At 56.9% G+C, this 23,774-nt stretch carries 23 protein-coding genes, 1 tRNA gene and 1 pseudogene; 10 read left to right on the top strand and 15 right to left on the bottom strand.

All coding sequences use genetic code 11. The features are described 5' to 3' along the window. Positions 1–2: 2 nt before the first annotated feature. Positions 3–1,286, top strand: coding sequence for a TRAP transporter large permease (locus tag G3256_RS03275; protein ID WP_169639472.1), 1,284 nt, complete (start codon positions 3–5; stop codon positions 1,284–1,286). A 584-nt stretch (positions 1,287–1,870) separates the two neighbouring features. Here G3256_RS03275 and G3256_RS03270 read toward each other — a convergent pair. From G3256_RS03270 to G3256_RS19365, 8 genes and pseudogenes are all read right to left on the bottom strand, one after another. Then, on the bottom strand, positions 1,871–2,188 hold the full coding sequence (locus G3256_RS03270; RefSeq protein ID WP_169639471.1) for a hypothetical protein: 318 nt from the start codon (positions 2,186–2,188) through the stop codon (positions 1,871–1,873). A 274-nt stretch (positions 2,189–2,462) separates the two neighbouring features. After that, on the bottom strand, positions 2,463–2,762 hold the full coding sequence (locus tag G3256_RS03265; protein ID WP_169639470.1) for a hypothetical protein: 300 nt from the start codon (positions 2,760–2,762) through the stop codon (positions 2,463–2,465). Between the two features lie 580 nt (positions 2,763–3,342). Continuing rightward, entirely contained in the window at positions 3,343–4,428 is a 1,086-nt protein-coding gene (locus G3256_RS03260) for a hypothetical protein (RefSeq protein WP_169639469.1), read from the bottom strand. A gap of 4 nt (positions 4,429–4,432) precedes the next feature. Then, complete coding sequence (locus tag G3256_RS03255) at positions 4,433–5,917, bottom strand: ShlB/FhaC/HecB family hemolysin secretion/activation protein (protein ID WP_169639468.1); 1,485 nt, start codon at positions 5,915–5,917, stop codon at positions 4,433–4,435. 468 nt (positions 5,918–6,385) lie between these two features. Beyond that, on the bottom strand, positions 6,386–7,327 hold the full coding sequence (locus G3256_RS03250; RefSeq protein WP_246227747.1) for a lytic murein transglycosylase: 942 nt from the start codon (positions 7,325–7,327) through the stop codon (positions 6,386–6,388). Positions 7,328–7,526: 199 nt separating this feature from the next. Further along, positions 7,527–7,895, bottom strand: coding sequence for an SGNH hydrolase domain-containing protein (locus G3256_RS19375; protein ID WP_484592911.1), 369 nt, complete (start codon positions 7,893–7,895; stop codon positions 7,527–7,529). A 221-nt stretch (positions 7,896–8,116) separates the two neighbouring features. Next, positions 8,117–8,344, bottom strand: a pseudogene (locus G3256_RS19370) (SGNH hydrolase domain-containing protein); the annotation flags it as partial. A gap of 85 nt (positions 8,345–8,429) precedes the next feature. Further along, the gene (locus tag G3256_RS19365) at positions 8,430–8,825 is read right to left on the bottom strand and encodes an acyltransferase family protein (protein ID WP_425501513.1); all 396 of its coding nucleotides are present in this window, start codon (positions 8,823–8,825) and stop codon (positions 8,430–8,432) included. Between the two features lie 443 nt (positions 8,826–9,268). On the opposite strand from G3256_RS19365, the gene G3256_RS03240 reads away from it, so the two are divergent. The 3 genes from G3256_RS03240 to G3256_RS03230 are packed head-to-tail and all read left to right on the top strand — an operon-like array spanning position 9,269 to position 11,479. After that, entirely contained in the window at positions 9,269–9,655 is a 387-nt protein-coding gene (locus G3256_RS03240; protein ID WP_169639466.1) for a nuclear transport factor 2 family protein, read from the top strand. A 31-nt stretch (positions 9,656–9,686) separates the two neighbouring features. Further along, the gene (locus G3256_RS03235; protein WP_169639465.1) at positions 9,687–11,087 is read left to right on the top strand and encodes an NAD(P)/FAD-dependent oxidoreductase; all 1,401 of its coding nucleotides are present in this window, start codon (positions 9,687–9,689) and stop codon (positions 11,085–11,087) included. 23 nt (positions 11,088–11,110) lie between these two features. Further along, positions 11,111–11,479 (top strand): cupin domain-containing protein, encoded by a 369-nt coding sequence (locus G3256_RS03230; protein WP_169639464.1) that lies wholly within the window; start codon positions 11,111–11,113, stop codon positions 11,477–11,479. A 551-nt stretch (positions 11,480–12,030) separates the two neighbouring features. Here the strand turns inward: G3256_RS03230 and G3256_RS03225 are convergent. Beyond that, positions 12,031–13,278, bottom strand: a complete 1,248-nt coding sequence (locus G3256_RS03225) for a threonine/serine exporter family protein (protein WP_169639463.1) — start codon at positions 13,276–13,278, stop codon at positions 12,031–12,033. Positions 13,279–13,980: 702 nt separating this feature from the next. Between G3256_RS03225 and G3256_RS03220 the strand changes: the two genes are divergently transcribed. Next, the gene (locus G3256_RS03220) at positions 13,981–14,772 is read left to right on the top strand and encodes a hypothetical protein (RefSeq protein ID WP_206040784.1); all 792 of its coding nucleotides are present in this window, start codon (positions 13,981–13,983) and stop codon (positions 14,770–14,772) included. A 531-nt stretch (positions 14,773–15,303) separates the two neighbouring features. Here G3256_RS03220 and G3256_RS19285 read toward each other — a convergent pair. The 5 genes from G3256_RS19285 to G3256_RS03200 all read right to left on the bottom strand — a co-directional run bounded on the left by G3256_RS19285 (position 15,304) and on the right by G3256_RS03200 (position 19,401). After that, positions 15,304–15,429, bottom strand: coding sequence for a hypothetical protein (locus G3256_RS19285; protein ID WP_281359596.1), 126 nt, complete (start codon positions 15,427–15,429; stop codon positions 15,304–15,306). A 199-nt stretch (positions 15,430–15,628) separates the two neighbouring features. Beyond that, positions 15,629–15,705: transfer RNA gene (locus G3256_RS03215), tRNA-Arg, on the bottom strand. A gap of 103 nt (positions 15,706–15,808) precedes the next feature. Continuing rightward, on the bottom strand, positions 15,809–17,236 hold the full coding sequence (locus tag G3256_RS03210) for a sensor histidine kinase (protein ID WP_169639461.1): 1,428 nt from the start codon (positions 17,234–17,236) through the stop codon (positions 15,809–15,811). Positions 17,237–17,248: 12 nt separating this feature from the next. Further along, a complete protein-coding gene (locus tag G3256_RS03205) occupies positions 17,249–18,667 on the bottom strand; it encodes a dihydrolipoyl dehydrogenase family protein (protein WP_169639460.1) in 1,419 nt (472 codons plus the stop codon). A 2-nt stretch (positions 18,668–18,669) separates the two neighbouring features. After that, positions 18,670–19,401 carry a TVP38/TMEM64 family protein gene (locus G3256_RS03200; RefSeq protein WP_169639459.1) on the bottom strand — a complete coding sequence of 244 codons (732 nt, stop codon included), beginning with the start codon at positions 19,399–19,401 and terminating at the stop codon, positions 18,670–18,672. Positions 19,402–19,704: 303 nt separating this feature from the next. On the opposite strand from G3256_RS03200, the gene rpmH reads away from it, so the two are divergent. Genes rpmH through yidD form a run of 3 tightly spaced genes read left to right on the top strand, consistent with a single transcriptional unit; the run spans position 19,705 to position 20,508 of the window. Then, complete coding sequence (gene rpmH, locus G3256_RS03195; RefSeq protein ID WP_108800938.1) at positions 19,705–19,839, top strand: 50S ribosomal protein L34; 135 nt, start codon at positions 19,705–19,707, stop codon at positions 19,837–19,839. Positions 19,840–19,867: 28 nt separating this feature from the next. Beyond that, entirely contained in the window at positions 19,868–20,284 is a 417-nt protein-coding gene (gene rnpA / locus G3256_RS03190) for a ribonuclease P protein component (RefSeq protein ID WP_169639458.1), read from the top strand. Next, positions 20,281–20,508 carry a membrane protein insertion efficiency factor YidD gene (gene yidD, locus G3256_RS03185; RefSeq protein WP_169639457.1) on the top strand — a complete coding sequence of 76 codons (228 nt, stop codon included), beginning with the start codon at positions 20,281–20,283 and terminating at the stop codon, positions 20,506–20,508. The genes rnpA and yidD overlap by 4 nt, the downstream gene beginning before the upstream one ends. A gap of 3 nt (positions 20,509–20,511) precedes the next feature. On the opposite strand, the gene G3256_RS03180 is transcribed toward yidD, so the two are convergent. Next, positions 20,512–21,054 carry a DUF3833 domain-containing protein gene (locus tag G3256_RS03180; protein WP_169639456.1) on the bottom strand — a complete coding sequence of 181 codons (543 nt, stop codon included), beginning with the start codon at positions 21,052–21,054 and terminating at the stop codon, positions 20,512–20,514. Positions 21,055–21,152: 98 nt separating this feature from the next. Between G3256_RS03180 and ttcA the strand changes: the two genes are divergently transcribed. Together ttcA and G3256_RS03170 are read left to right on the top strand one after the other, a co-directional pair. After that, entirely contained in the window at positions 21,153–21,977 is an 825-nt protein-coding gene (ttcA, locus tag G3256_RS03175) for a tRNA 2-thiocytidine(32) synthetase TtcA (protein WP_169639455.1), read from the top strand. A gap of 117 nt (positions 21,978–22,094) precedes the next feature. Next, a complete protein-coding gene (locus tag G3256_RS03170; protein ID WP_246227745.1) occupies positions 22,095–23,642 on the top strand; it encodes a putative bifunctional diguanylate cyclase/phosphodiesterase in 1,548 nt (515 codons plus the stop codon). Positions 23,643–23,774: the final 132 nt, after the last annotated feature.

The raw sequence follows: 23,774 nt of genomic DNA, 5'->3' as shown, positions 1-23,774 counted from the left end.
TCATGGGAATTGCAGTTCTTTTGGGGGCGTTTGCCTTCTGCGTAGTGATCGGCACGCCCGTGGCCTTCGCTCTCGGGATCTCGGCCATCGCTGCCTTCTGGTACGAGGGCCTGCCGCTGATGATCGGGTTCCAGCGGATCATATCGGGCATCAATGTTTTTGCGCTTATGGCCATTCCGTTTTTCATCTTTGCCGGTGATCTGATGTTTCATGGTGGCATTGCGATGCGTCTGGTTCGCTTTGCGCAGGCCGCGGTCGGGGCCGTCAGGGGCGGTCTCGGGATCGTAAATGTCTTTTCGTCGATGCTTTTCGGAGGGATATCCGGATCTGCGATCGCCGACATTTCTGCTCTGGGTTCGATCCTTGTGCCGGTGATGAAGGAAAAAGGATACGATGCTGACTATGCCGTGAATGTCACGGTCACGTCCTCAATCGCGGGAATCATAATCCCACCCAGCCATAATATGATCATCTTCGCCATTGCAGCTGGTGGTGGCATATCAATTTCCAAACTGTTTTTGGCCGGTGTTGTTCCAGGCATTCTGATGTGCACCTGTCTTGCGGCCGCAGCCTATCTCGTGGCTGTCAGGCGCGGCTATGCGGCCGAAAAGTTTCCCGGCTGGACAGCACTGACAATCGCCTTCTTCGGCGCGATCCCGGGGCTGCTGACTGCTGTCATCATCGTCGGTGGAGTTCTGTCGGGGATCTTCACAGTCACCGAGTCCGGCGCTTTTGGCGCTATATACGCCTTTTTAGTTACGGTTCTGGTGTATCGCTCAATCACCTTTGAAAAATTCAGGACGGCTGTTGTCTCATCGGTGCGCACAACAGCCATGGTCATGATCCTGATCGCCTGCGCGGGTGCGTTTGCCTATATGCTTACGTTCTACCGGGTACCGGCCAGGACCGTGGATCTGCTAACCGGTTTGACGGATAATCCGATCCTGATCTTGCTGATGATCAATCTGGTTTTGCTCATCCTCGGAATGATCATGGATATGGCGGCGCTGATATTGATCTGCACGCCCATCTTTCTGCCGGTCGCCACTGCACTTGGCATTGATCCGTTGCAGTTTGGAATGATCCTGCTGGTGAACCTGGGGTTGGGCTTGTGTACCCCGCCGGTCGGATCCTGTCTGTTTGTCGGTTGCGCTGTCGGGAAACTGCCGATGGAGAAAGCAGTGCGCACGATATGGCCATTCTACATTGCAATACTCATAGCATTGATGCTGATCACCTTTGTGCCGGCCATCTCGCTAACGCTTCCTGCGCTGATTGGCGGGTAGATTTCAGTATTCTCAGGTTCGCGGGATAGCATCCGGTCCGGTGTTAATGATTAAGCAGTGCTCAATATTTTCACTCTGAAGTGCACAGATAGATACACTGAAGCATCTGCACCTCGCCTGAATATACAATGCACTAAACACATCGGTTAATGGCGTTAGATCCGGGCGCCTGGCCGACCCCGGATGCAGCGCAGAGTGCCGTTATGTGAAACCTGGTCAACGTCGGGTTTCTGGTGTGCCAGAGCATGCTTGATCGGAAGATCAGCTATGGGACCACCAGACTTACCCGCCATTCATGCGCTTCGCCCCAAGGGGGCCGTAAAAGTGATAACAGCACAGGTCCGCGGAAACCTCTCGGGTTCCTTGCAGACCGAGACCGCAGAACTGCATCCCGGGTCGAACGTGACCGCTCACCTTACTGCCCGGGATGTGCGAATGCACAGAAGGCTGACCTTATCCGTGCACAGCCCGACGAAAAAACAGTGCCTGAACACGCGGGCACGCACCAGATCAATACGCACATGAAATGTCCGTCAGATCGCATGTTCTCCGGCATTATGGACGAAGAAGGTGTCGCCTCGGTGTCAGCTTTCCTGAGCAGCAGTACGCAGCCGCTCCAGCACGGCATCACATTCTCCGGCGCTGCCGACGACGCTTTCAGGTGCATCGGCGCCAGAGGCCGCAGCGAGGTCAGCAGCAGCCCTGTTGAGGACCTGATCAACCTGCTCAGCCGTCATGATGCCTTCCTCCTGAGCCGCCCGAACGGTTGAGCAGATGCCTGCCCCAAGCCCCGTTGCGATCCCGATGCCCGCCGCGCTGCCGCCGACAACCGCGCCGCCAAAGACTGTGCCAAGAACGAGGCCCAGAACCAGACAGACTATTCCGATCAGTGCTTTACCCATGTCATATTACCTTCCTTAAATGTTGATAACTGTTGCGCCGGATTGTGCGCGTGCGACGTAGCAACAGGCGGGGTGAAAAGAAAAATCCACGACTGCACACTGTCATACGCCTCGCCAGACCGGAGGTGTCCGGGCAGCCCGGCAGACGCGAGAAACCCTTCGGTAAGCAGGTTCTGCGCCTGTCTGACCCGGCTGCAGGCCCTTCTTGATCGACCAATCACTGCGACCAGACAGGGTTGAGAGCTAAACCCGGAAATTTTCCTTCAGCCGCGTCTCAAAGCGCGCCTTCGTCTGTGAGGGACTCAATCCCCGCCGTGGAGCCGTTACTGTAAGCGATGCACTGCCAGGGTGCGCGACCAGGACCCACACCGACACGCACAAGCGTTCCCGCTTCGGAGAACTCCGAGCCAAGAAGTACGACATCAGGATTGTTGGTAGTCGCCGTTACATCGCGCAGGCAGGCCTGTTCAGCCGTCGTCGGAGCCGTTGTTGTCGCAACACTTCCGGTGTCTTCGACACAGCCTGCAAGTGCCGTGACCGCGCCAAGTGTTGCTGCAATTGATAGTCTTACCATTATTTTCTCCAGTGGGCTCATTTCAATTTTTTCACCGTTAACAGTTATAAACTATACATCTGATCCGTATAGCCCAGTTGATGATTATTGACGTGATCGAGAGACTGCCATAACTGACCAAAGTAGTACTGGCCCTTGGGACCTCGTCCGGCCGGACCGATTTGTCCGGGGTAAAGATCTGACAGAAAATCGGCCTCGCTGCGCTGCGCGGACACACAGGACCTGCCCGTAATGTGGCGCGATAACGGATCGCCGGAATGCGGACGGGGCGAATAACGCGATCAGCGCATTGCCGGACATTCCGCAGGCACACTGAAAGCGGTAACAGCCGCTGCCCGAAAGTTCTGGTGTTGATTTAAACGGCTTCCAGGACGCGCCGCGTGTTTCAGTGAAGAAACCCTCTGCCGCTTACGATACTGAGCCACCCGCACCGGGGAGAAGACTGCGATTACGGCAGGGGTAAGCCGAAACGACTGATCATATCGGCGCGCTGGAAGCCTGTTGGCCTTCTCCTGTTGCGCCAGATTCCGGCAAAGACATCATTTCCATCTGTCAGAAGGTCAATGTCTCGGGCGACACCTCAGTTTGCTCTTCGTCTGATCGAAATGATGCAACCGGCATGCTGAGGGTGAAGCGCCGGAAGGTCCCGCCCCAGCACGTCAATAGAACCGACATGGCGCAAAGTTCCGGTTACGGATACGCGGCGGTCAGCGAGTGTCTTTCGCTGGCCGTGGCCGCTTGCCACGCAATGCCATGGCTTTCCGCCGTCCGCCGCGTCGAATTCAGGCAAATTGTGCTGCTCCTGGCGACCTGGAACGCGCGTAATATGCTGATTGGCCAAAGCGGTCCCGGTTGAGACAGGTTTGTGGGAGGTGGGCGTTTTCGTTGCAACAGGTTTGAGAGCATTGGGACGCGGTATTGGACGTGGCACCAATACCGGGGTGGCCTGGGGCACACTGGTCGGGACAGCGACAGGAGTTTTCGTAGGGATCTGACTCGGTTTGAGCGAAGGTATCAGGTAGGGAGTACCCTGTGGAATTTTCGACGGTACGGCCGTTGGAATTTTCTGCGGTATCTGTTGTGGAACCGGAAATGGCACTGCTCCGGTCCCTGTAAAACCGGGTTGGGCAACAGGCTGAACTATGATTGTGGCCGGGACATTGCCGTAGCCGGTAAATGTCTGCACGGGGTTTGGTTTGATCGTTACAGTCGGCAGGCCAATACCGGTAAAAGACGGCGTTGGCTGCGTGGTGACAGTTGCACCAGGCGATACACCAGTGAGCACCTGTGGCGGCAACGGGTTCAGCACAATCGTCGGCTTTCCGGTTCCTGTTATTGTCGGTCCTGGCTGACCCACGACCGGTGTGACGGGACCGGTGCCGGTGATCGTCTGACCTGGCTGAGGCGTGATCACGATAACCTGCGTTGGCAGCCCCCCTGGTGTCTGCGGAACAGCGGTGCCTGTCGCCGGTTTTTGAGTTGATGTCGGCACATTCGAGGGCAGCTGACCGGGCTGTGTCGTGGCTCCTCCACCACCACAGCCGGATCCGCGATGCGGGTTGCCAGCGCCGTTGCACCATCCGTAATGGTTTCCACTGGCCGAAACATGTCCTGCTGGGGCAGCTAATAAAATTGAGATTGTTACGGCACCTGCAAAGCGCTTCATAAGATCACCAGCTTTTGGAAAGAGCGAGATAGAAGGCGGGATCGCCGGAATCTGTTTCGGGGCCTGAAGTCGTTGGCACGGCTACGTATGCTTGAGCAAAAAACCTGTTTTCGAATTCCAGATCGACACCGAGACCCACAGAGGAAAGAAACTCGTTGTCTGTCTCTTCGGCTGATGGGTCGTTGTTATCGACATATCCGACATCGACAAAGCCAAACGGCCTGTAGCGCCTCACCGTGTTTGACTGCGGAAAGAAATCGCGTCCTGCCTGAAAAACTGCTGAGACGCCGGAATCACCCTGAACTTCTGCAAAGGTATAGCCACGTTCCTCATCAATGCCGCCGAGATAGAACTCTTCGATGCCGGGCAGCCGACTGGTCGTATACTGCCCCCATATCTCTGTGCGAAAACTGGAATTCTCTCCGAACCACCTTACCGGTTGCTCGTATCCGGCGCCCGCGCGCAGATGCCAGAAGTCCTCGTCGCCGTCATCAAAACCGTCCGCACCACTGGTGCGCGATCCAAACGCAAGGTTTGTCGCATATTCAAATGCCCCGCCGGTCTGCAACGCACGCCCGTAAATCCACGATGCACCGATAACATTTACGGTACTTTCAAAGTCGGTGGGGATACCGTCAACGTCGCTGTCAGAGCTCGACCGGCGCACTTCCAGCAATCCATACCCATAGGTGTCGATGCTGCGCACAAACGGGTGGCCAATCGCGAGGATCACAGTGTCGCCATCCAGATCAGTCTGACGAAGGTTTCCTGTTGCATCGCGATCGCCGACCGCATTCCCCAGATAGATTTCGCCATACGTCCCGGCATAGCCGACCGGTGCACGATAGATTACCGAGCCGTAAAGATCGTTTTCGTCGCCATCGAAGGCCGCTGTACCCGACAACTCAAACCGAAACAGGTCTCCGGGTGCCAGCAGGCTGATAAATTCCTGACTGAACGTCAGTCTCACGGCATCTCCGAACTCACGGGCAGGATTGTCCAGTGTCACGTATCCCGAAGCTGTATCCTGTTGTTCAGCCACCACCCGGACATGCGCGCCATCCTGGCCATCCGGATAGTAGATTTCAGCAGATGCGGTGACAGACTGTATATCTTCCGTCAGCATTACAGCGCGCTCAAATTCTGCCAGTGTCACGCCCTGCTTTCCGACAACGGGGCGAAAGTAGCCGCTGATGAGGTCAAAGGTCTTCTGGTCCACCCCTTCTATCGATACCGAACCTATTTCGCCTTCGTCTATGAAAATAGTCTTTCCGTCCCGACCAACGCTGGCTTCTGCGAGGAAATAACCGTCTTCACGGTACAGAGTCTCGATCGTCCGCGCGATACCACTTGCCGTGACGGTACCGGTTCGCGTCAGCTCAAGTTGTGCTGCAAAGCTCAGGATTTCTTCTGCATTATACGCGCCAGCGCCCTGCAGTTCAAAGGTTTGCGATTGTGCCCGGGCATCCGTGACACTGCCAGTTGCCAAGAGTAACGCTGTGACGAGACATGCGATCGCACAGGTGGTTCTCGAAATTCGATGGTGACAGGTCTGCACGAATTACATCCTCAGGTTTAAGTCAGCACGCTATGACTGAGGCCTGCAGGTAAAGAATGCAGCGGACCACGGACGTGGCTTTTTAAAGAATGTTGCGGTAATGGCACGTTCGAAAGCCCCACAAGTAGGATTACTGTCCCGGCGAACTTCCGCACAGAATAACGTCCGCAGTAAAGCATTCCAGGAATTTTTGCTGCGATGCCGTTTCATTTTCAGACGGTTCACTTCCAATAAGAGTTAACTTCCGCCACTTCAGTATCCGACCGGGTTCCGCACTGAACGGTTGATAATGCGTCAGCGCGCAAGACCTGATTTCACCACGAGCTGTCATCCCCTTGAACTGCAGCCATCAACCGCTCAGAGCCACAGAAGCAGGAAAAAAACTGGTCTGCGCTCAGGCTATTTCCGCACCCGCTCAGCAGCATATGCTATGGCTCTCTGGTAGTTCCCGCTGTCGTTCCAAACCGACAGCACCCCAAAGTTTCCGGAGCCCTCACCAAACGGCTCGCCTGCTCTCCATCCGTTCGAGTTCAGCATATTTGCCGCTGTCGCCAGTGCGTCAATCGGGTTGTAAGGATCAGCGCGTCCGTCGCCGTTTGCATCGACGCCGAATTTCACCCAGTTGCCCGCCAGAAACTGCATGTGTCCAAGCTCGCCAGAGGGGCCGCCTTTGGTCGAAACGCCTATTACTCCGCGGTCCACGAGTTCGAGTGCCGCCAGCGCGTGGGCCTCAAACCGCGGATGCCGTCGGCAATATGACGCCAGGGTAACCGCGCCCGAAACGATTGGCGTGCCTCCGAGATAGCCGCCCCAGCTGGTCTCGAGGCCCCAAATCGTCGCCAGCACTGATCCAGGCACCCCATATTGCCGCTCCAGAGCTGAAAAGGCGCGCTCATTCTGCCTCACGATGTTGCGCGTCGCGTTAATGAAGGCGTCAGCACCGGAACCACTACGCTTTGCAAGAAATGCGGCAGGATCGCTTTGTAATGTCCCGGTCTGGCTGCGCGGATTCGACTCAAAGCGCCATGTAATTCCCGACAGTTCCGTCGAGGACAATGCCTGCAGTCCGCGCTGCTTTATTCCACTACCCTGTGCTTCTGCTGCGAAGGCACGAACGTAGCCCTGAAACTGGTTTTTTTGCGTGATGCAAGGAGCAGCTACGGCTTCGAAGCACAATAATGAAAGACCGGCGCTGAAGAGAGCTATGTTTAAATTTATCATTCTGGAGATTCCAAACCGGGTAATGGCCCTCAAGTGCATGTTTTCGACGGTACCACAGTGCCTGCGACGTTGTTGAAAGCAAACCGCAAAAAAATCTTCCGGACTTTTCTGTTTGATCACGCACAATCTGCACACCCGAGAGAAGCGCCTTTCGCTGGCCTTAATCAATGGCTTTTCAACACATCCGGACCTCTGTCAGGAATGGCGAAGGGCCGGTTTGCCGGAAAAAATTTCGTATCCGTCATTTTTAATACATCCGAACAGCTCGACAGTTTTGCGAGCACCAGGCTGTGTTGAAATCATTCAGGATATTCAGCGCCTAAAGACTGAGCACTCTGGCCGCACCGATACTAAGGTGGTCAACATCCGAATAACAGCTTGCAGACGGATCTCCAAAGGCGCAGATGCCTCCGGTCCCGCAAAGCACGTCAGCCGGATTTTGCAGGCTGACGCCCTCATAGGTTGCTGCTGTAGTTGCAAAAAGCCCACCTACCTCACCTGTAACCGCACTATGCTGTTCAGCTGAAACGGCTTTATAGATCAGGGCCTCGCCGCGGCCGAAAGACTCGTCAAAAACCTGTTTCGGATCGTGCGACTGGTGCGGAACCTGCGCCGCAAAATGAACCTCAACACCAGCATCCGAGTGCATACCCGCGGTCGTCTCAAGCGCTGTTCGCAGAGCAGCAATACGTTCGGATCTGCTGCTGGCCCGTTCCCCTCCGGTGACCCGGATATTCTGCGTGTACCCGCAGTCTCGTTCTGGCTCTCCGCAGACGTATTAGTTCCTACGTGAAGCAATAATAACCTTCGTAACTGCAGCTTCGCTGACGAGTTCAGGAATGCGGGCGCCGCATTCCGGACATTGCCGGACAGCGGTTCACCACGGTGTGGTTCAAGGCCAAACAGCAAAGGGCAGCCGGATCTGGCGACCAGCAGACCGGTTTCCCCGATCTGTCGGGCGGCCGCATCTACAGTTGCCGCGAGGGCTTCAGCATGGCTGTCTCCGATGAGTATGAAAGACACCTCCGACGTACCCGCACCGGGCCGACACCACGTCGCTTCATCAAGAAACCCATCCTGATCGATGCAGCGCCTGGCGTCACCGCCCGCAGGTTCAAAAACCTTGAAACCGGCCATGAATTCCTACGGAACGGCGTCATAGCCTGCGTCAGCACTGCGTGGAAAGACACAACGCCAAATAACAGCAATGCGGCACGCGGCATTATCGCCAGAACGGCAAACCGCCTGATTGGCATGGGGTTTTGTTTCGGAAAGGTTGTTTGACCCATTTCCATGTCACCGCCGCAAGCACACAAGAGAGTACAATGCCGATCGAGATCAAAAAGGGATCATTGATCCCGAAATTCCAGACCCGCAGAAAGGCAAATACAGGAAAGTGCCAAAGATAAAGTGAGCAGGAAATCGAACCGACGCCGACGTGTGGCCGGGCGGATAACAGACGGACAGCAGGATATTTCGGGTTCGCAAATCCGATGATCAATACGCTGCCCAGCACTGGGAAAAGAATGAAAAACGAAGGATGGGGCGTGTGTTCACTGAACGCGAAACCGGCCCAAAAGGCTGGATCTGCCCCCGGCTGCCATTCGACCCGCAGCAAATCCAGCCTGTAGCTTGCCCAAAGGCCGCTATTTGCGCAGTTTGCAGCATTTCGGACAACCAGATGAGCACAATGCGAACGAAGCTCTCTTTCGGTGGAATTTTCGAAAAGTCTGCCTTCTCTGCGTACCACGCAAGAGGAAACAGATTTGGTACGGATGTGATCGCTATAGCGATCTCCGGGCAATACTGTGTCGGCGTCTTACAGCCCCGACCGGATGGCTTTGCTTTTTGTTGAACATGGCAGGGATCAATTAAATGTCTGAAATCTCTTCATATGGTGATTCTGGCATTAGCTATGGAAAATTCTGGCCCTATGAGATTGCGGGTTTTGACCGCATGGACTGCAACAGGTCAGGCAATGCAGGTGCGCCAGTTATGACACCGATTCGTTGAAAGCAGCGGCTGACGACCTTGCACTTCATTCGCATCGGAGCTTCCGGAATGACTACTTCTCTGACCTCACAGGACCTCGAAGATACATTTGACGCTTTTAACCGCCACGACATTGACGGGGTCATGAAATGTTTCGCGGATGATTGCGTTTTTTATACGGTCGGTGGTGATGCGGCCTATGGTTCAAAAATAGAGGGTGCGAAAGCCATCGCCGCTGCGTTCTCAGCAGTCTGGGCGGGCATGAAAGATGCGCACTGGGATCACCACAGCCATTTTGTGCATGGCGACCGTGCCGTGTCTGAATGGACGTTCTCGGGAACCGATGCGCAGGGCATGCGAACTGAAGCGCAGGGCGCTGATCTGTTCACGCTGCGTGACGGCAAAATCATCGTAAAACAAGCGCTGCGAAAATCCCGCCCCCCATTTCGGGTGTAAGCTGTTATCATACATAGCTTCGGAGGCTGACATGACTGACCAAACTCGTCCAAGGCATTGGCCCAAATCCAGCTACGATCCCCGATATGACCCGATTGTCGATGCCGGGCCAGGCCACAACCGTGACCATGCCCCGACTTACTGGATTGGGACAGCCGGTCCCCTGCCCGAAGATGACGGTCCTGTCTCCGGGGATATGGATGTCGATGTGGTGGTCATCGGCTCGGGCTATACCGGTCTCTCGACGGCCATTCACCTCGCCAGAAACCACGGTATCAAGGCGACTGTTCTGGAGGCCAACACGGTCGCCTGGGGCTGCTCTACGCGCAACGGCGGACAGGCGCAGATTTCGTCCGGGCGGCTAAAGCGGTCACAGTGGATCCAGCGCTGGGGCGTTGATGTCGCAAAAAAGATGCACAACGAAGTTGTCGAGGCATTTGAGCTCTTCAACGATCTGATCGGCTCCGATGATATTGACTGCGAGCCCCAGACCGGCGGGCATTTCTATCTGGCACACCGGGAAAAGGTCATGCCAAAGCTCGAAAAAGAGTGTCAGCTTCTCAACGACACATTCGGGTACGGCAGTAAAATGCTCAGCCGCGAAGAAGTGCATGAGCGCTATGTCAAAGACCAGGAAGCCTGTGGTGCGATGTGGGAACCGGACGGGACCAGCATTCATGCGGCAAAGCTGGCATTCAGCTATGTGCGGCTGGCACGTAAACTCGGTGCGAAGATCCACACAGCCAGCCCGGTGATGGGCTGGAAAGTTGTGAATGGCGTGCATCACCTGACCACGCCCGGCGGCACCGTGCGCGCGCGTGCGGTGGCACTGGCGACTGCAGGCTATACGCCGAGCGGGCTACACTACCGGACCAAGCACAGGCTGATGCCAATCCTGTCGAACTCCATCGTCACACGCCCGCTGACCGATGAGGAGATGGTGGAATGCGGGTTCCAGACAAAATCGCCGCTGACAGACACGAGAACGCTGCGCCACTATTACCGTTTCCTGCCTGACAACCGGGTCCAGATCGGCAGTCGGAGCGCCATCACAGGCAAAGACGCAGAAAACCCAAAGCATCTGGCGCTTCTGCGCAAAGGTTTGCACAGGAAGTTCCCGGTTCTGACTGATATAGACCTGGATTATTCGTGGTGGGGCTGGGTTGATGTCAGCCACGACATGATGCCGCGCGTCTTTCAGCCTGAGCCTGATCGCACTGTTTACTATGCAATGGGTTATGGCGGCAACGGCGTGATGTATTCCGCACAGGCGGGCAGGCGTCTGGCGCAGATCGTGGCGGGACAAAAGATCGAAGTGGACCTTCCGATCTTTTCGTCACCATTGCCAAGCCACGGAATTTTAACGCCATTCCGCCGTTTAGGTCAGCGGGTGATGTATCCCTATTACTACCTGAAGGATGAAATCCTCTAACAGCAAATTAAGGACGACCTGAGATGACGAACCCCGTAATAGGCTTTGCAACACATGAAGGTATCCGCGGCGAGCGTCGTCTGGCAGATCTGCCAGACCGCGTCGTTGAAGGCGATCCACACCATGTCACAGTATCCCATTTCAACAGCCCTGACGGAGGAATGTTGTCCGGCACCTGGACCAGTACGCCAGGCAAATGGCACGCGTTTCAGGATCGCGACGAATTTTGCTATATTACTGAAGGCCATGTTCAGCTGATCTCGGAAGACGGCGAGATCCAGGAGTTCCGCACAGGTGATGCTTTTCAGATCCCCAACGGTTTCAGAGGGTTCTGGAATGTGATCGAGACCACGACCAAACACTATGTGATCCGCGACTATACCAAGGGGTGAGTGGACGCTTCCATAAACTACCATGCCTGCAGAAAAGGGCGGCCAAAGCGGGCCGGCAAAAGTTGCCGGTAGTATTCCTGCTACGCGTTCGGAAAATTGCGTGTGGAAATGGTCGGGCGCCACAGGACCCGTTTTACGACCTTGCCAATGAACTTGTGCCCGGTGCTCTGTTCGTGGGTAAGCAGACGTCGCTGTCTGGTACAGAAACTGTCTCTATGAGCCCGGATCTACGCTAAAACTGGCAACCTGCGCTTGGTACAATTTCTCTCAGCGCACACAATGGCGGACATCACAGTCAGTTAATTACGCATCGGATCTGAGGATGTGCCAGCTATCACAGAAGCCATTGAGATCTGACTTGCAGGACCGTTCACAGGGACGGATTCTACACCTGAACGGCCCGGATCAGGGGGTTGGGTCAGGACTATTGGCGCAACGCGCAGCCAGGTTCGGTTCAGAGCACGCAGCGACAGGTGCTGAGACTGTATCCATCGCCCGATAATACCGGCGAAAGCCACCTCAGTCAGGTTCCCGATGCTGAAGCGAACGCACTAAAGCGTAATTTTCGGTCGCAGTATCGTATTTGACACCAGCAACCCGGCGGCGATTGATGCTGCAATGCTGAACATCTGAATGAACATGGTCATACCCTCATCCGAATGACCCGCAGCTGCAACTACCAATCCCCGGAACCCGATGCTGCCGCTGACCATGACGGTAATCGAAGGGACGAGAACAATAGAAGTCGGTCGGTTGGTCAACCTGACCCAGGTGTTCGCGAATACGCCCGCAACTATGGCGCCGATCAAAGTGCTGTACTCGACGCCAAGGTAGGTGCTGCTGCCGACCACAGCAGTAAAGGTCAAACAGCACCCAAGAAGAACCCAGAGCATATCTTTCATCAATGTCTGATAGGCAATCCCAACTCCCACAAACAAAAGCGCGACAAAGAATCCAACCGTGATGTCATCCACAAAGAATTGCGTCGGGACCGTGAATTCAGGTTGTGACGCGCGAAACATCCCGATTGAGGCCAAGCCGAGCCAGCAACCCGCGAACTGTTTTACCAGGTAAACAATCCCGCTCATCAGTCGGACCATTCCGGCCTCAACATGACTGTCGATGATCTCGATAATGGCGACGCTGACCTGAAAGCCCGGGATCAGAATGATGATCGCCGACAGTGTCATGAGGACCGGGTTCAGCTCGGGCACGAACAGATTGATTGCTGTCGCACACGCGCCGGCTAAGAAGGCGCTTACAAACGGCAGGGATTCGGCGAAGCGCCCGCCGACCCGATCAGCTGCTATAAAAACGACGTAAACAAGCAGGCTCAGGATACCAGACGCTACAATTTCCATTATGTTCGCATGGAGCAATCCGGCAACTCCGACCGTGACAGCTACAAAACTCAGCCCATAGCTCAGGCGTCCCCATGGGTTGGGCAAAGCCGCAATTTCATCCAGTCTGTCAGACGCATCTGAAAGCGTCATTTCGCCAGCCGTCAGCTTTTCCACCAGTTCTCCGGTGTGAGATAATCTGGCCATATTAAAGTCGCAGAGCGGCAGCCGCACGACATGCGTTTTCTGCCAAACCTGCCCTTCTTTCGAAAAGGCAAATTCAATACTCGAGGGTGTTGAGAAATAGACCCCACTGATACCAAGTGCATCCGCAGCCCTCGTCAGAAAGGTTTCTAAACGGGAGGTCGAAGGACCATATCCATGCGCCGCGATTCCCAACTTTATGATGAACTGGCAACCATCCTCGAAATTCTCGTCATTTAATGCATCGACTGTCATACTTTCCGCATTACCCGTTGTCATGGGCTTTAGCCAGCTTGTGGCCTGACCGCAGGGGCGGCCCTGCGCATTTTCCGGTTCAGGTTATGCGATGAAAACGGTGCGTCTTTATCAGCAATTTTTAATCCCTTTGCTCAGCTTCAGGACAGTTCGATCTGTGAGAAGCACGAGAACCTGAGAAAGCGGTTTTTAAACAGTCGAACTGCGAAGACAAAACTATCAGGCAGCCACCCATAAATTGTGGTCGGATCTCCCGAAAGTCCGCTGCTTTTCACTTCGATGGCACCGGGATGGTGCGGGCGCTGCCGAAGTTCGGTATGGTGAACCTGCGTCGCAGCGCCTGACCACATCCTAAACGTCCGGAACGGGCCGCGAGTGACGCTGAAGACAATGAGTACAGGTCGCGCTGTAGCGGCGCGGAGATTGGTGGTTCCGAGCCTGGAGCAGGCGGGCAATTGACAGGGACAGCGGAACCTGCAGATTTACCCGGGGCGGGCGTAATTACTGCTCGTTTGACTTTGAGCCAACAATTCTTTCTCCTGCGCGCCCTTCAGGCTTCCGATTGCCTGGCCTCACGGCGCTGTATCGTACTAATCCCAGATTTGTTCTAACACCTGACCGGGAGCGACATCCATATTGATTGATCGTTTTGTGGACACGGTAAGCGGCGACATCCTGGCCGACGCGGCTCGGAAATGCCGCATGGTGTTTTTTACCGGGTTGCCGGCATCCGGTAAATCATTCCTCATGCGTGAGCAGATCTCAATGGCCGCCTCGGCCGGGCGCCGCGTCCGGATAATCCGTTGGGATGCAGGGCTTGCGGCCTTCGAGAGAGACAGCATTCTGGCAAGGTACCCGGATGTAGCGGATGGAAGTCACCCGATCATCCGCAAAGCAGCCGGGCTGTGGGCACGGCAGGCCCTGGCCCGATGGCTTTCCGAAAATCGTGATCCTGCGGAGATGCTGATTGGTGAAGTTCCCATCATCGGGAGCAGGTATTCCGAGTTTGTTCAGGTTATCCCGGACGCAGCCGAGCCGGCACTGGCATCCGACACGACCGTATTCTTCTATCCGGTTCCGACAGGTGAACTGCGCGAAAAACTGGAAGCGATCAGAAAGGCGACCTTTGCAAACCCGCAACACCCGGATGAGGCCAGGGATGCCCCTCCGGAAATCATGAACCTGGCCTGGCGTCTGACACGTGAGAAAGCCATCGAACTGGGTTTGGTCACGGCGAGGGCCGTCGGGGATCAGTCCTCATATGACGAAACGACCTACCGGCGGTTCTTCGACCATTTGTTGCGCCACCGGAATGCCCGCGCAATCGACATTGACACGCTTTATTCTGTCAGCGGGACGGCTCATGATCTGGAAGCCGGCATTTCTGAACTTATCGCAACACCAGGCGAAGTCGAAAATGCGATTGCCGACGTAGAGCTTGCTTTGACCGCCGGGAAAGTCGTCCGGGAAGTCGAAAACTGGTACCTGGTGTAGCCCGTCGGCAAGCGCGGCCTAGTCCAAAACGTGGCCATTGATGCAGTGGGCAGTAATGAACCACTCGGAGTCCCGGCTGCGTGTTGCTGCAAAGTGGATCAATGGCCGCTATGCAGATTGAAGCGGATCATCCGGAGTTTGCAGCGAGGTTTCTTTTACGCCGGAAAGCTTTGATCAGCGGCAATTCGATGACAGGATCGGGGCTAAAGCCAGCGCTGCCGAGATGGGTCTGGTTGACAGCTCTGTTACGTCCCCTCGGCTGGTGAGCAACGCGCGGCGCACGCTTTTTTGGGCTATAGGTCGCGGGATCATGCCCGGAATGACCGGGGTCAATAGGACGTTCAGTTTCTCGAGGGATTAGTCAGCAATTCCGGGCGACAACATGACCCGGAACTCGATGGCCCGCCCGTTAATGACAAAAACGCCCGGTCACATGAGGATAAGGACAGAGGGCACGAGAAAAACACCGGGGGGGGGGACGCTGGAACCGGGCGAAAACACGCGTCGAAATCGCCCCTCCGGGCAGGAAAATCAATGCGGCATGATCTGCATTTCCATCGTAAAGCCGTCGACCAGCACAGAGTTCTCGTGGAACAGCTGCGCGCCCGGTTGTAGCCCGTGGATGGTAAACGTGCTGAGCAAAAGGGCCGCGACCATATTGCCAGAAACCGGGTGCGAGGGCCGTGATCATTGAGCCGGCGGTGTCTGTGGTGCTGCCGCTCTCACATCCCCGCTGTTGTAAACTGCGCGGACAGATGTTTGGTGAATCAAGTCAGATTGAGGTACTCTTCAGCCATGTAGCACGCTGAAATTGTGGATTTTAGTCAGATACTGGTCGTCTTAAATGAGGGGAAAGTGGCGGACCGAGGAGGATTCGAACCCCCGACCCCCTGATTCGTAGTCAGGTACTCTATCCAGCTGAGCTATCGGTCCACTGCCGCCGGGGTTTAGTGCTGAGCGGCGGATGATGCAAGCCAAATCGTCGAATTTCCCGACAGGACGCAGATCAGGCGCGGCCCGTCCTGTCTGGCGGTTTTCACGTGCCGCCAGCGGCCTCGGGGATCTGCGCCTTTTCTCCGGCGAGGGTGCCGTCGCCTTTTGGCAGACAGATCACAAACCGTGTGCCGAATTCATCAGAGGACGCAAGCTCCAGTGTACCGCCGTGTCCGCGCACCAGCTCGGCGGAGATCGCGAGCCCAAGACCTGATCCGCCCTTGCGGGCGCTGCCCTGAAACGGCGTGAAAAGATGCTCGCGGGCATTGGCTGGCAGCCCGGGTCCGGTATCCGTCACCTCAATCCACCACGCAGACATATCTTCATAGCCGACGACCTCGACCTTGCCGTCTTCTCCAGATGTCCCCAGCGCCTGACGCGCGTTGCGCACCAGATTTGCCAGCACCCGATAGAGTTGTTCGGGGTCCGCACGGACCATCAGATCAACCGGCACGTCGGAGGCAAATGTGATACCCGTGCCCTCTGCAGCGAGGCGCTCGCCCTCTATCACCTCGTCCACCACCTGCGCGAGCGACAATAGCGTCAGCGTCGGGCTTGGCTCTTCTGCCTTTCCGAAAGCAAGGGTGCTTTCGCATAAATGCACGGCACGGGTGATTGAGCTCACCAGCTTGGGTGCCATGCGTTTGACGGTGGGGTCTTCGCTCATTTCGATACGATCTGTGAAAAGCTGCGCCGAGGTCAGAATATTCCGCAGATCATGGCTGATTTTACTCACCGCACTGCCCAGCTGCGCCAGCCGCTCCTTCTGGCGCAGGGCCTGGGTGAGATCTGTCTCCAGCTTGCGCAGTGCCACTTCCGCTTCATGCAGCTCAGTAACACTTGCCGTGGGCACAATGATCCGACGTGCGTCCTCAGGCGCGGCCGCATAGTGCAGCATCTGTCCCACCACACCTTTGATTGGCTTGAGCAGCAGCGCCCGCATGGCAAGAAACAGCAAAAACGCCGTGATTACCGAAATAACCGCCGACAGGATCAGAATGCGGATGCCATAGTCGATCATCGCGTCACGCAACCCGCGGGTTTCCATAGTAACTTCAATCAGCAGGCCTGCGTCGCGCACCGGCGCGCCGATCACCCGGATGACCTGATTTTCAGTGGTCACCAGACGCGCGAGAGCGTCCCGGATCAGAACCGCCGCAGTGTTGTCGCGCATGTCATAGGTCGCGGCGATGGGCTGCGGCATATCAGACGACAGCATAAGCTGCCGTGCGGAATCCCGGCGCAGCACCACGTTGAAGACACCGGCGTTCTCCAGAAGCTCCGCCTCAAGCTCGCTTTCGATCATATCGTCTGCCAGCAGGGCAAGCGACGCGATCTGCGCCCGTTCCAGGCGGTTCATCATGTAGTCTTCTCTGAAACGCGCAATCGAGGGCACAAAGATCAGAACCTCCGCGATCATCACAAAGATGGTCGTGAGGATCAGCAGCCGGCCTGAAAGCGAGTTGAACATGGGTTCAGCGTTTCACGGGATGTAGCGCTGGACAAGCCCCACGATCTTTTTGACCGTCGGGTTTTCAAAAAGGCGCGGGCTGAAATAAGCGCCGGCGGCACGTTTGTTGACTTCACCGATGGTCGGATAGGGGGCGACCATGGCGGCAATCTGGCTCATCTTCATTTTATTGGCCAGCGCCAGCGCCCAGAGACTGATGAGCTCCCCCGCCTGGTGTCCGACGATCGACGCCCCCACAGGCCGGCCCTTATAAACCATGACTTTGATAAATCCGGTCGTTTTCCGCTCAGCAATAGCGCGGTCATTGTGATCATAGTTGAACCGAACGACCTCCAGACGGATGCCGTGCTCCTTACGGGCCTGCGCTTCGGTCATGCCGACCTGAGCAAGCTCAGGGTCAGTATAGGTGACCCGGGGGATATGCGCGGTCTTTGCTTTTGAAGGCAACGCAAAGAGCATTGAGCGGATGATGACGCCCGCATGATACCCCGCAACATGGGTGAACTGCATCCCACCGGCGGCGTCACCGATAGCATAGACCCTGCGGTTGCTGGTGCGCAGCCCACCGTCGACCTTCACCCCGGTTTTCGTTGTTTCAATGCCTGCGGCCTCCAGATTAAGTTTTTCAGTATTTGTGCGCCGCCCGACAGCCATCAGCAGGTGGCTGCCTTTGATCGAACGCCTGTCTCTGGTGACGACTTCGATGGCGCCTGCTCTGCCTTTTATCTCGTCGGCCGTGGTCCCTTCTTCTATAACCACGCCTTCATCGCGGAGCTGGTTCACGACCACCGCGGCAAGCTCGGGGTCGTCTTTGCCCAGCGCCTTATCGCCTTCGATCACGGTAACTTTGCTGCCAAGCCGGACATGCGCCTGTGCCATTTCCATCCCGATCGGCCCGCCGCCCACAATCAGCAGGTGATCCGGCCTGTCGCGCAGTTCCCAGAGCGTTTCGTTGGTTTCGTAAGGCACCTTGTCGAGCCCCGGGATCGGGGGCACCAGCGGCGAGGAGCCGGTGGCAATAACAGTCCGGCGCGCGGTAATCACGCTGTCACCGGCCTGCACTTCGGTAGGGGAGATGAATTGGCCAAACTCGCGGATCACCCGAACGCCCAGGCCTTCGAACCGTTCCTGGCTGTCGACAGGTTCAATCTGTGCGATCACACCCTGGACGTGCTCTTTGGCCGCGGCGTAATCCGCGTTTCCTGCCGCATCCGACACACCGTATTTCTCTGAATGTCGCTGTGCCCAGGCTGCTTTGCCGCTGGCGATCAGCGCCTTGGACGGCACGCAGCCGTAGTTAAGGCAATCGCCGCCCATTTTGTGCCCTTCCAGAAGGGTCACATCGGCACCCATCTGCACAGCGCCTGCCGCAACGGACAAACCGCCCGAACCCGCGCCAATGATCAGAATGTCAGTTTTGATCCTGTTCATATTTAAAGAGTCTTCCGGCCCGTGATGGCTTTGACAACAACCGGCATCAGCGACAGCGCACTCAGACCAAGGATCGGCAGCAGGATATGCGGTTCGAAAATAATGCCCAGATCAGGCGTTTCGCCCCGCTCAAAAACCGTGCCAAGCCCCGCACCAACCGAGGAATAGACGAGTGATCCGGGAATGATCCCGAAAAAGGTCGAGATCGCAAACCGGTGCAGAGGAACAGCCAGAAAGGCCGGCACGAGGTTGGCGACGAAAAAAGGCACCACCGGCACAAGACGCAGGAAAAAGAGCATCGACCACTGATTTTCGTCGATCCCCTCTTTGACCTTTCTCACGGTGCCCTGAGAGGCATCCATGCGCGCTTTGAGCTTCTCGCCAAGCCCGTGGCGCGCGGCGAGAAAGATAATCACAGCGCCAATGGTCGCCCCGGTCACGCTCAGGGCAGACCCGCCGAGCGTGCCGAACAGAAACCCGCCCGTCAGGGTCGCAATGAGCGCGCCGGGCAGCGAGAAGGCCACAATGACAATATAGGCCGCCACAAAACCAAGCATCGTCAGCAGGATATTCGCATCCCGGAAGGCGATGAGCGCTTCGCGGTTGTCGCGCAGGGCATCGAAACTGAGGTAGTCACGCAGGGTAAAGGCGCCAGCGGCCGCCACTACAAGGATCACCAGCAACGGCAGATGGCGCAACGCGCCCGGTTTCGGATCCTGGGTCATGTCTGACATATGTGTCGCCTTTCTGCGGGTGCGTTGCAATCAGTCTCATACATGACGCCTTGACGGGACCGGCGACAGGGGTATCACGCGCGCTTGATGGCACGTGACATTGTGGTGGCTCCCGCGGCCCGCAGCGGCCCCGGGATGTAACATCTGCCCTGTTCCGGGAGGTAATTATTGCAAAAAACCCGCGGATTTCGCCGGTGCGGGGTTTGACTTGGGGCGCGGGGGGCATTAGGAGACAGGCTTCTGATGACCTCAGGCGCGGAAGCGATTCCACGCAGAGCCCGAAGCAGTAATGGAGACGGAGCGATGAAACGCACCTATCAACCCTCAAACCTCGTGCGCAAACGGCGCCACGGCTTCCGCGCGCGCATGGCCACCAAAGCCGGCCGCAAGATCCTGAACGCACGTCGTGCACAGGGACGGAAGTCTCTGAGCGCCTGATACCGACATTTTTGCCGGTACCGTTATGATGGAACCGCCGCAAGACGCTTCTCCGGATCAGACATCCGACGGAAACGCGCCTGCGGCGGTTTCTGTGCGTTCTGTTGAGACCCTGACTAAACGTCAGGATTTTCAGCGCGCCGCCCGCGCCCGTCGCGCCGCAAAGCCCGGATTTATCCTACAGATGCGCGAACGCGCGCCCGAAGAAGCCGGTGGTATCCGCGTTGGCTTTACCTGCTCGAAGAAGGTTGGCAATGCCGTCGCACGAAACCGTGCGAAACGGCGCCTGCGCGAAATCGCGCGTCTGACCCTGCCCGATCGCGGACTGAATGGTATGGATTATGTGCTGATCGGACGGCGCGGGACGACAGCCACCCTGCCCTTTGAGCAGCTTCAGCACGATTTTCATGCAGCACTCGACGTGCTGCACCACAAGACCCGGTGAGTCCGGTCGCCCGTCTCCTCGCGCTGCCGGTACGCGTCTACCGGCTGCTATTCAGTCCCTGGGTCGGGCACAACTGTCGTTATCAGCCAACCTGCAGCGCCTATGCGCTCGAAGCACTGGAACGTCATGGTGCCTGGCGCGGCGCGTGGCTGACCTGCCGCCGGATTGCAAGGTGTCATCCGTGGGGGCAGTCCGGCTATGATCCGGTGCCTGACGATGACTGATCCTCAGGGCTGTTTTTCGAAGGTGATGATCACTTCGCCGATATCCACGCCATACTTCTTCATGTAGGCGCGGTTGAGCACGCGGGTTTCGCTGAGCTGCCACATCCAGTCATCGAAACGTACCCGCAATGTACCCTCCGGCACCGGCAGATCGATCAGGTACTGCCAGTTGAATGTATCGCCACGCTCTTCACCGGTGGCCTCGCCTATAACGCCCTCCGCAGAACCACGCCATGTTTGCGGCCCGGTTTCGGGTCCGGTTTTCTGCAAGGTCCATATCCGCTGCTCGGTCGACTTGTCCTCATACACGAAATCCTCCACGAGGGTCAGGGTCTCACCGTCCCAGGTGCCGTTCACCTCAACGTCAAAGCGGCGTCGCACCGTTCCGAACACATCCTGAAACTGGCCTTTGGCGAGCACGCGCCCGTCAAAGAATTCCTCCAGATTAAACGCCGCGTCCGAAAGCTTCGGATCATCCAGCGCGGGCTTGCCCGTACAGGCCGCAAGCGCCGCCAGAACCCCCAGTGCCGCTATCAGCCTGATCATCGCATTCTCCTTTTATCTGTGAACACTACGCGCGGCCCGGGCTTTTGGTTCAGCCGGCCGGGCGTTATAGAGAGATCATCGCATTCAGGAACCCACCCATGCTTGATACGTCCGACGACATTCATCCGCTCTTTGAAGGCGCGCCCAAATCCACCGAATTCCGCAAACTGCGCAAACGGCTGGTGCGATCGGTGCGTGAAGCCGTTGAGCAATACGGCATGATCGAGCCCGGCGCGCGCTGGCTGGTGTGTCTCTCGGGCGGCAAAGACAGCTACACGCTGCTTGCCGTGCTCTATGAGTTGAAATGGCGCGGGTTGCTGCCTGTGGATCTGCTGGCCTGCAACCTCGATCAGGGACAACCGGGGTTTCCGGCGACGGTCCTGCCGGAGTTTCTGGAACGGATGACCGTGCCGCACCGCATTGAATACCAGGACACATATTCCATCGTGATGGATAAAATTCCGCAGGGCCGTACATTCTGCGCGCTCTGCTCGCGACTGCGGCGCGGCAATCTCTACCGGATTGCACGCGAGGAAGGATGTTCTGCGGTGGTTCTGGGCCATCACAGGGACGACATTCTTGAAACATTCTTTATGAACCTCTTTCACGGCGGCCGTCTGGCAACGATGCCGCCGAAACTGGTGAACGAGGAGGGGGACCTTTTTCTCTACCGTCCGCTGGCACATGTGGCTGAAGAGGATTGTGCGAAATTCGCCGCCGCCATGCAGTATCCGATCATCCCCTGTGACCTTTGCGGCAGCCAGGACGGGCTGCAACGCCAGCAGGTCAAAGCGATCCTCGATCAGTGGGAAATCAACAGCCCCGGACGACGTCAGGTAATGTTCCGCGCCCTGATGAACGCGCGTCCGTCGCATCTCCTTGACCCTGAACTTTTTGATTTCGCGGGATTATCTGTGAAGTAGTAACAATTTTATGTAATTTTGTCCGATCAGGATACCACGCGTTAACACGTCCAACACTTTCAACCGGTTACTCTGCTGTCAAAGCGCTTTTCTGCGCTTGTCCGGAAGGGATGGCGCATGGCAAACGGCACAGCACAACGACTGCTGGATTTACGCGGCAGGATCGCGGCCTTCATGATTAAACCCGTTCTGCTCGCACTGCTTCCGGCCGCTCTTCTGGGCGGATACTGGATTGGCGGCGAGACGACCCTGATGGGTGCCGCGTTGCTGTTTCCGGCGGTCTACATGCTGTTGGGGGGTGCCAATGCGCTGTCGGACAGATCGATCGCAAAATCGGCGACGCGCGGACTGATCCGGCGCGAAGATTACCGCGCCGTTGTCGGGCAGTCTTTCGTGCAGGCGCGCGACCTGGGGCAGATGTCAGCATTGTTCGCGGTGGAAATTGATGAGAGCGATGTGCTTGTCGACCGCTACGGACAGAGTGCGACAACCGAGTTACTTGATAAGATTTCGAGCCGCCTTGCCTGTGTGCTGCGTGACAACGATGTGGTCGCGCAGACGTCAGACTTCCGGTTTGAAATCTGCCTCGCGCCGGTGCGGCACCTCGATCTGGAGCTCTGTATCCAGATTGCCGGGCGCCTCCAGAGCGCCGTAGAGGAGCCTGTGTCCGTTGAGGGCAGTGCGATTTACGTGACAGCCTGCGTGGGTTTTTGTCAGAGTGCACGCATGCTCAGACGCGACGCTGAAACCTGGAACGAGGCCGCCGATCTCGCGCTCGCCGAGGCGAAGAGCAAAGGACCGAACGCCATCCGGGCATTCTCCGCTGACCAGCGCCGGCAGTCAGAAACCCGTGCAGGCCTGCGTGAAGAGGTGACGCTGGCACTTGAAAAAGGTGAGATACGCGCCTGGTTTCAGCCACAGATTTCGACGGACACAGGTCTGGTTTCCGGCTTTGAGGCGCTGGCCCGCTGGGAGCACCCGAAGCGGGGTATGATTCCCCCGTCAGAATTTCTGCCGGCAATCGAACAGGCGGGATTACTCGAACGCCTGGCTGAGGTAATGATGTATCATGCGTTCACTGCTCTGCGCGCGTGGGACACCAACGGCGTGTCTGTTCCGCGTGTCGGCGTGAATTTTGCCGGACCGGAGCTGAACAATCCTGGCCTTGTTGAAAAAGTGAAATGGGAACTCGACCGCTTCAACCTGTCTCCGGACCGGCTCGCAGTTGAGGTTCTTGAAACAGTCGTGGCCCGCGCGCCGGATGACATGGTGACGCGCAACATCAGCGCGCTCAATGCGCTCGGTTGTCAGATCGATCTCGATGATTTTGGAACCGGACATGCCTCTATCGCTTCCATCCGGCGCTTTGCGGTCAGCCGCATAAAAATCGACCGTTCTTTTGTTATCAAATCTGACAAAGACCCCGAGCAACAGCGCATGGTGAGCGCCATACTGACAATGGCGGAGCGGCTCGGTGTCGAGACCCTTGCCGAAGGTGTCGAAAGTGCAGGCGAGCACGCTCTGCTGGCGCAACTGGGATGCGATCACGTGCAGGGGTTCGGGATCGGAAAACCTATGCCCTTCGATCAGACCCTCGAATGGATTGCAGCGCACACCGCGAAACTGGGCGACGCGCCGCGGATCCTCGGAAACCGCTCCCGCTGACCGGTGCGCGAGTGCAACAGACGGGTTTACCCCGAGTTTGCCCTTTTACGCCGATAACGATGACGATTCGTGACCGGAATCCGCTTGACCTTTGGCCCCGTACTCTGTTGAACCACGCTGATATCAATGAGA

It is taken from the genome of Roseobacter ponti, from assembly GCF_012932215.1.
GTDB classification, from domain to species: domain Bacteria; phylum Pseudomonadota; class Alphaproteobacteria; order Rhodobacterales; family Rhodobacteraceae; genus Roseobacter; species Roseobacter ponti.
The sequence above is the reverse complement of the archived record's forward strand: the minus strand, read 5'-3'. Positions and strand labels throughout refer to the sequence as shown.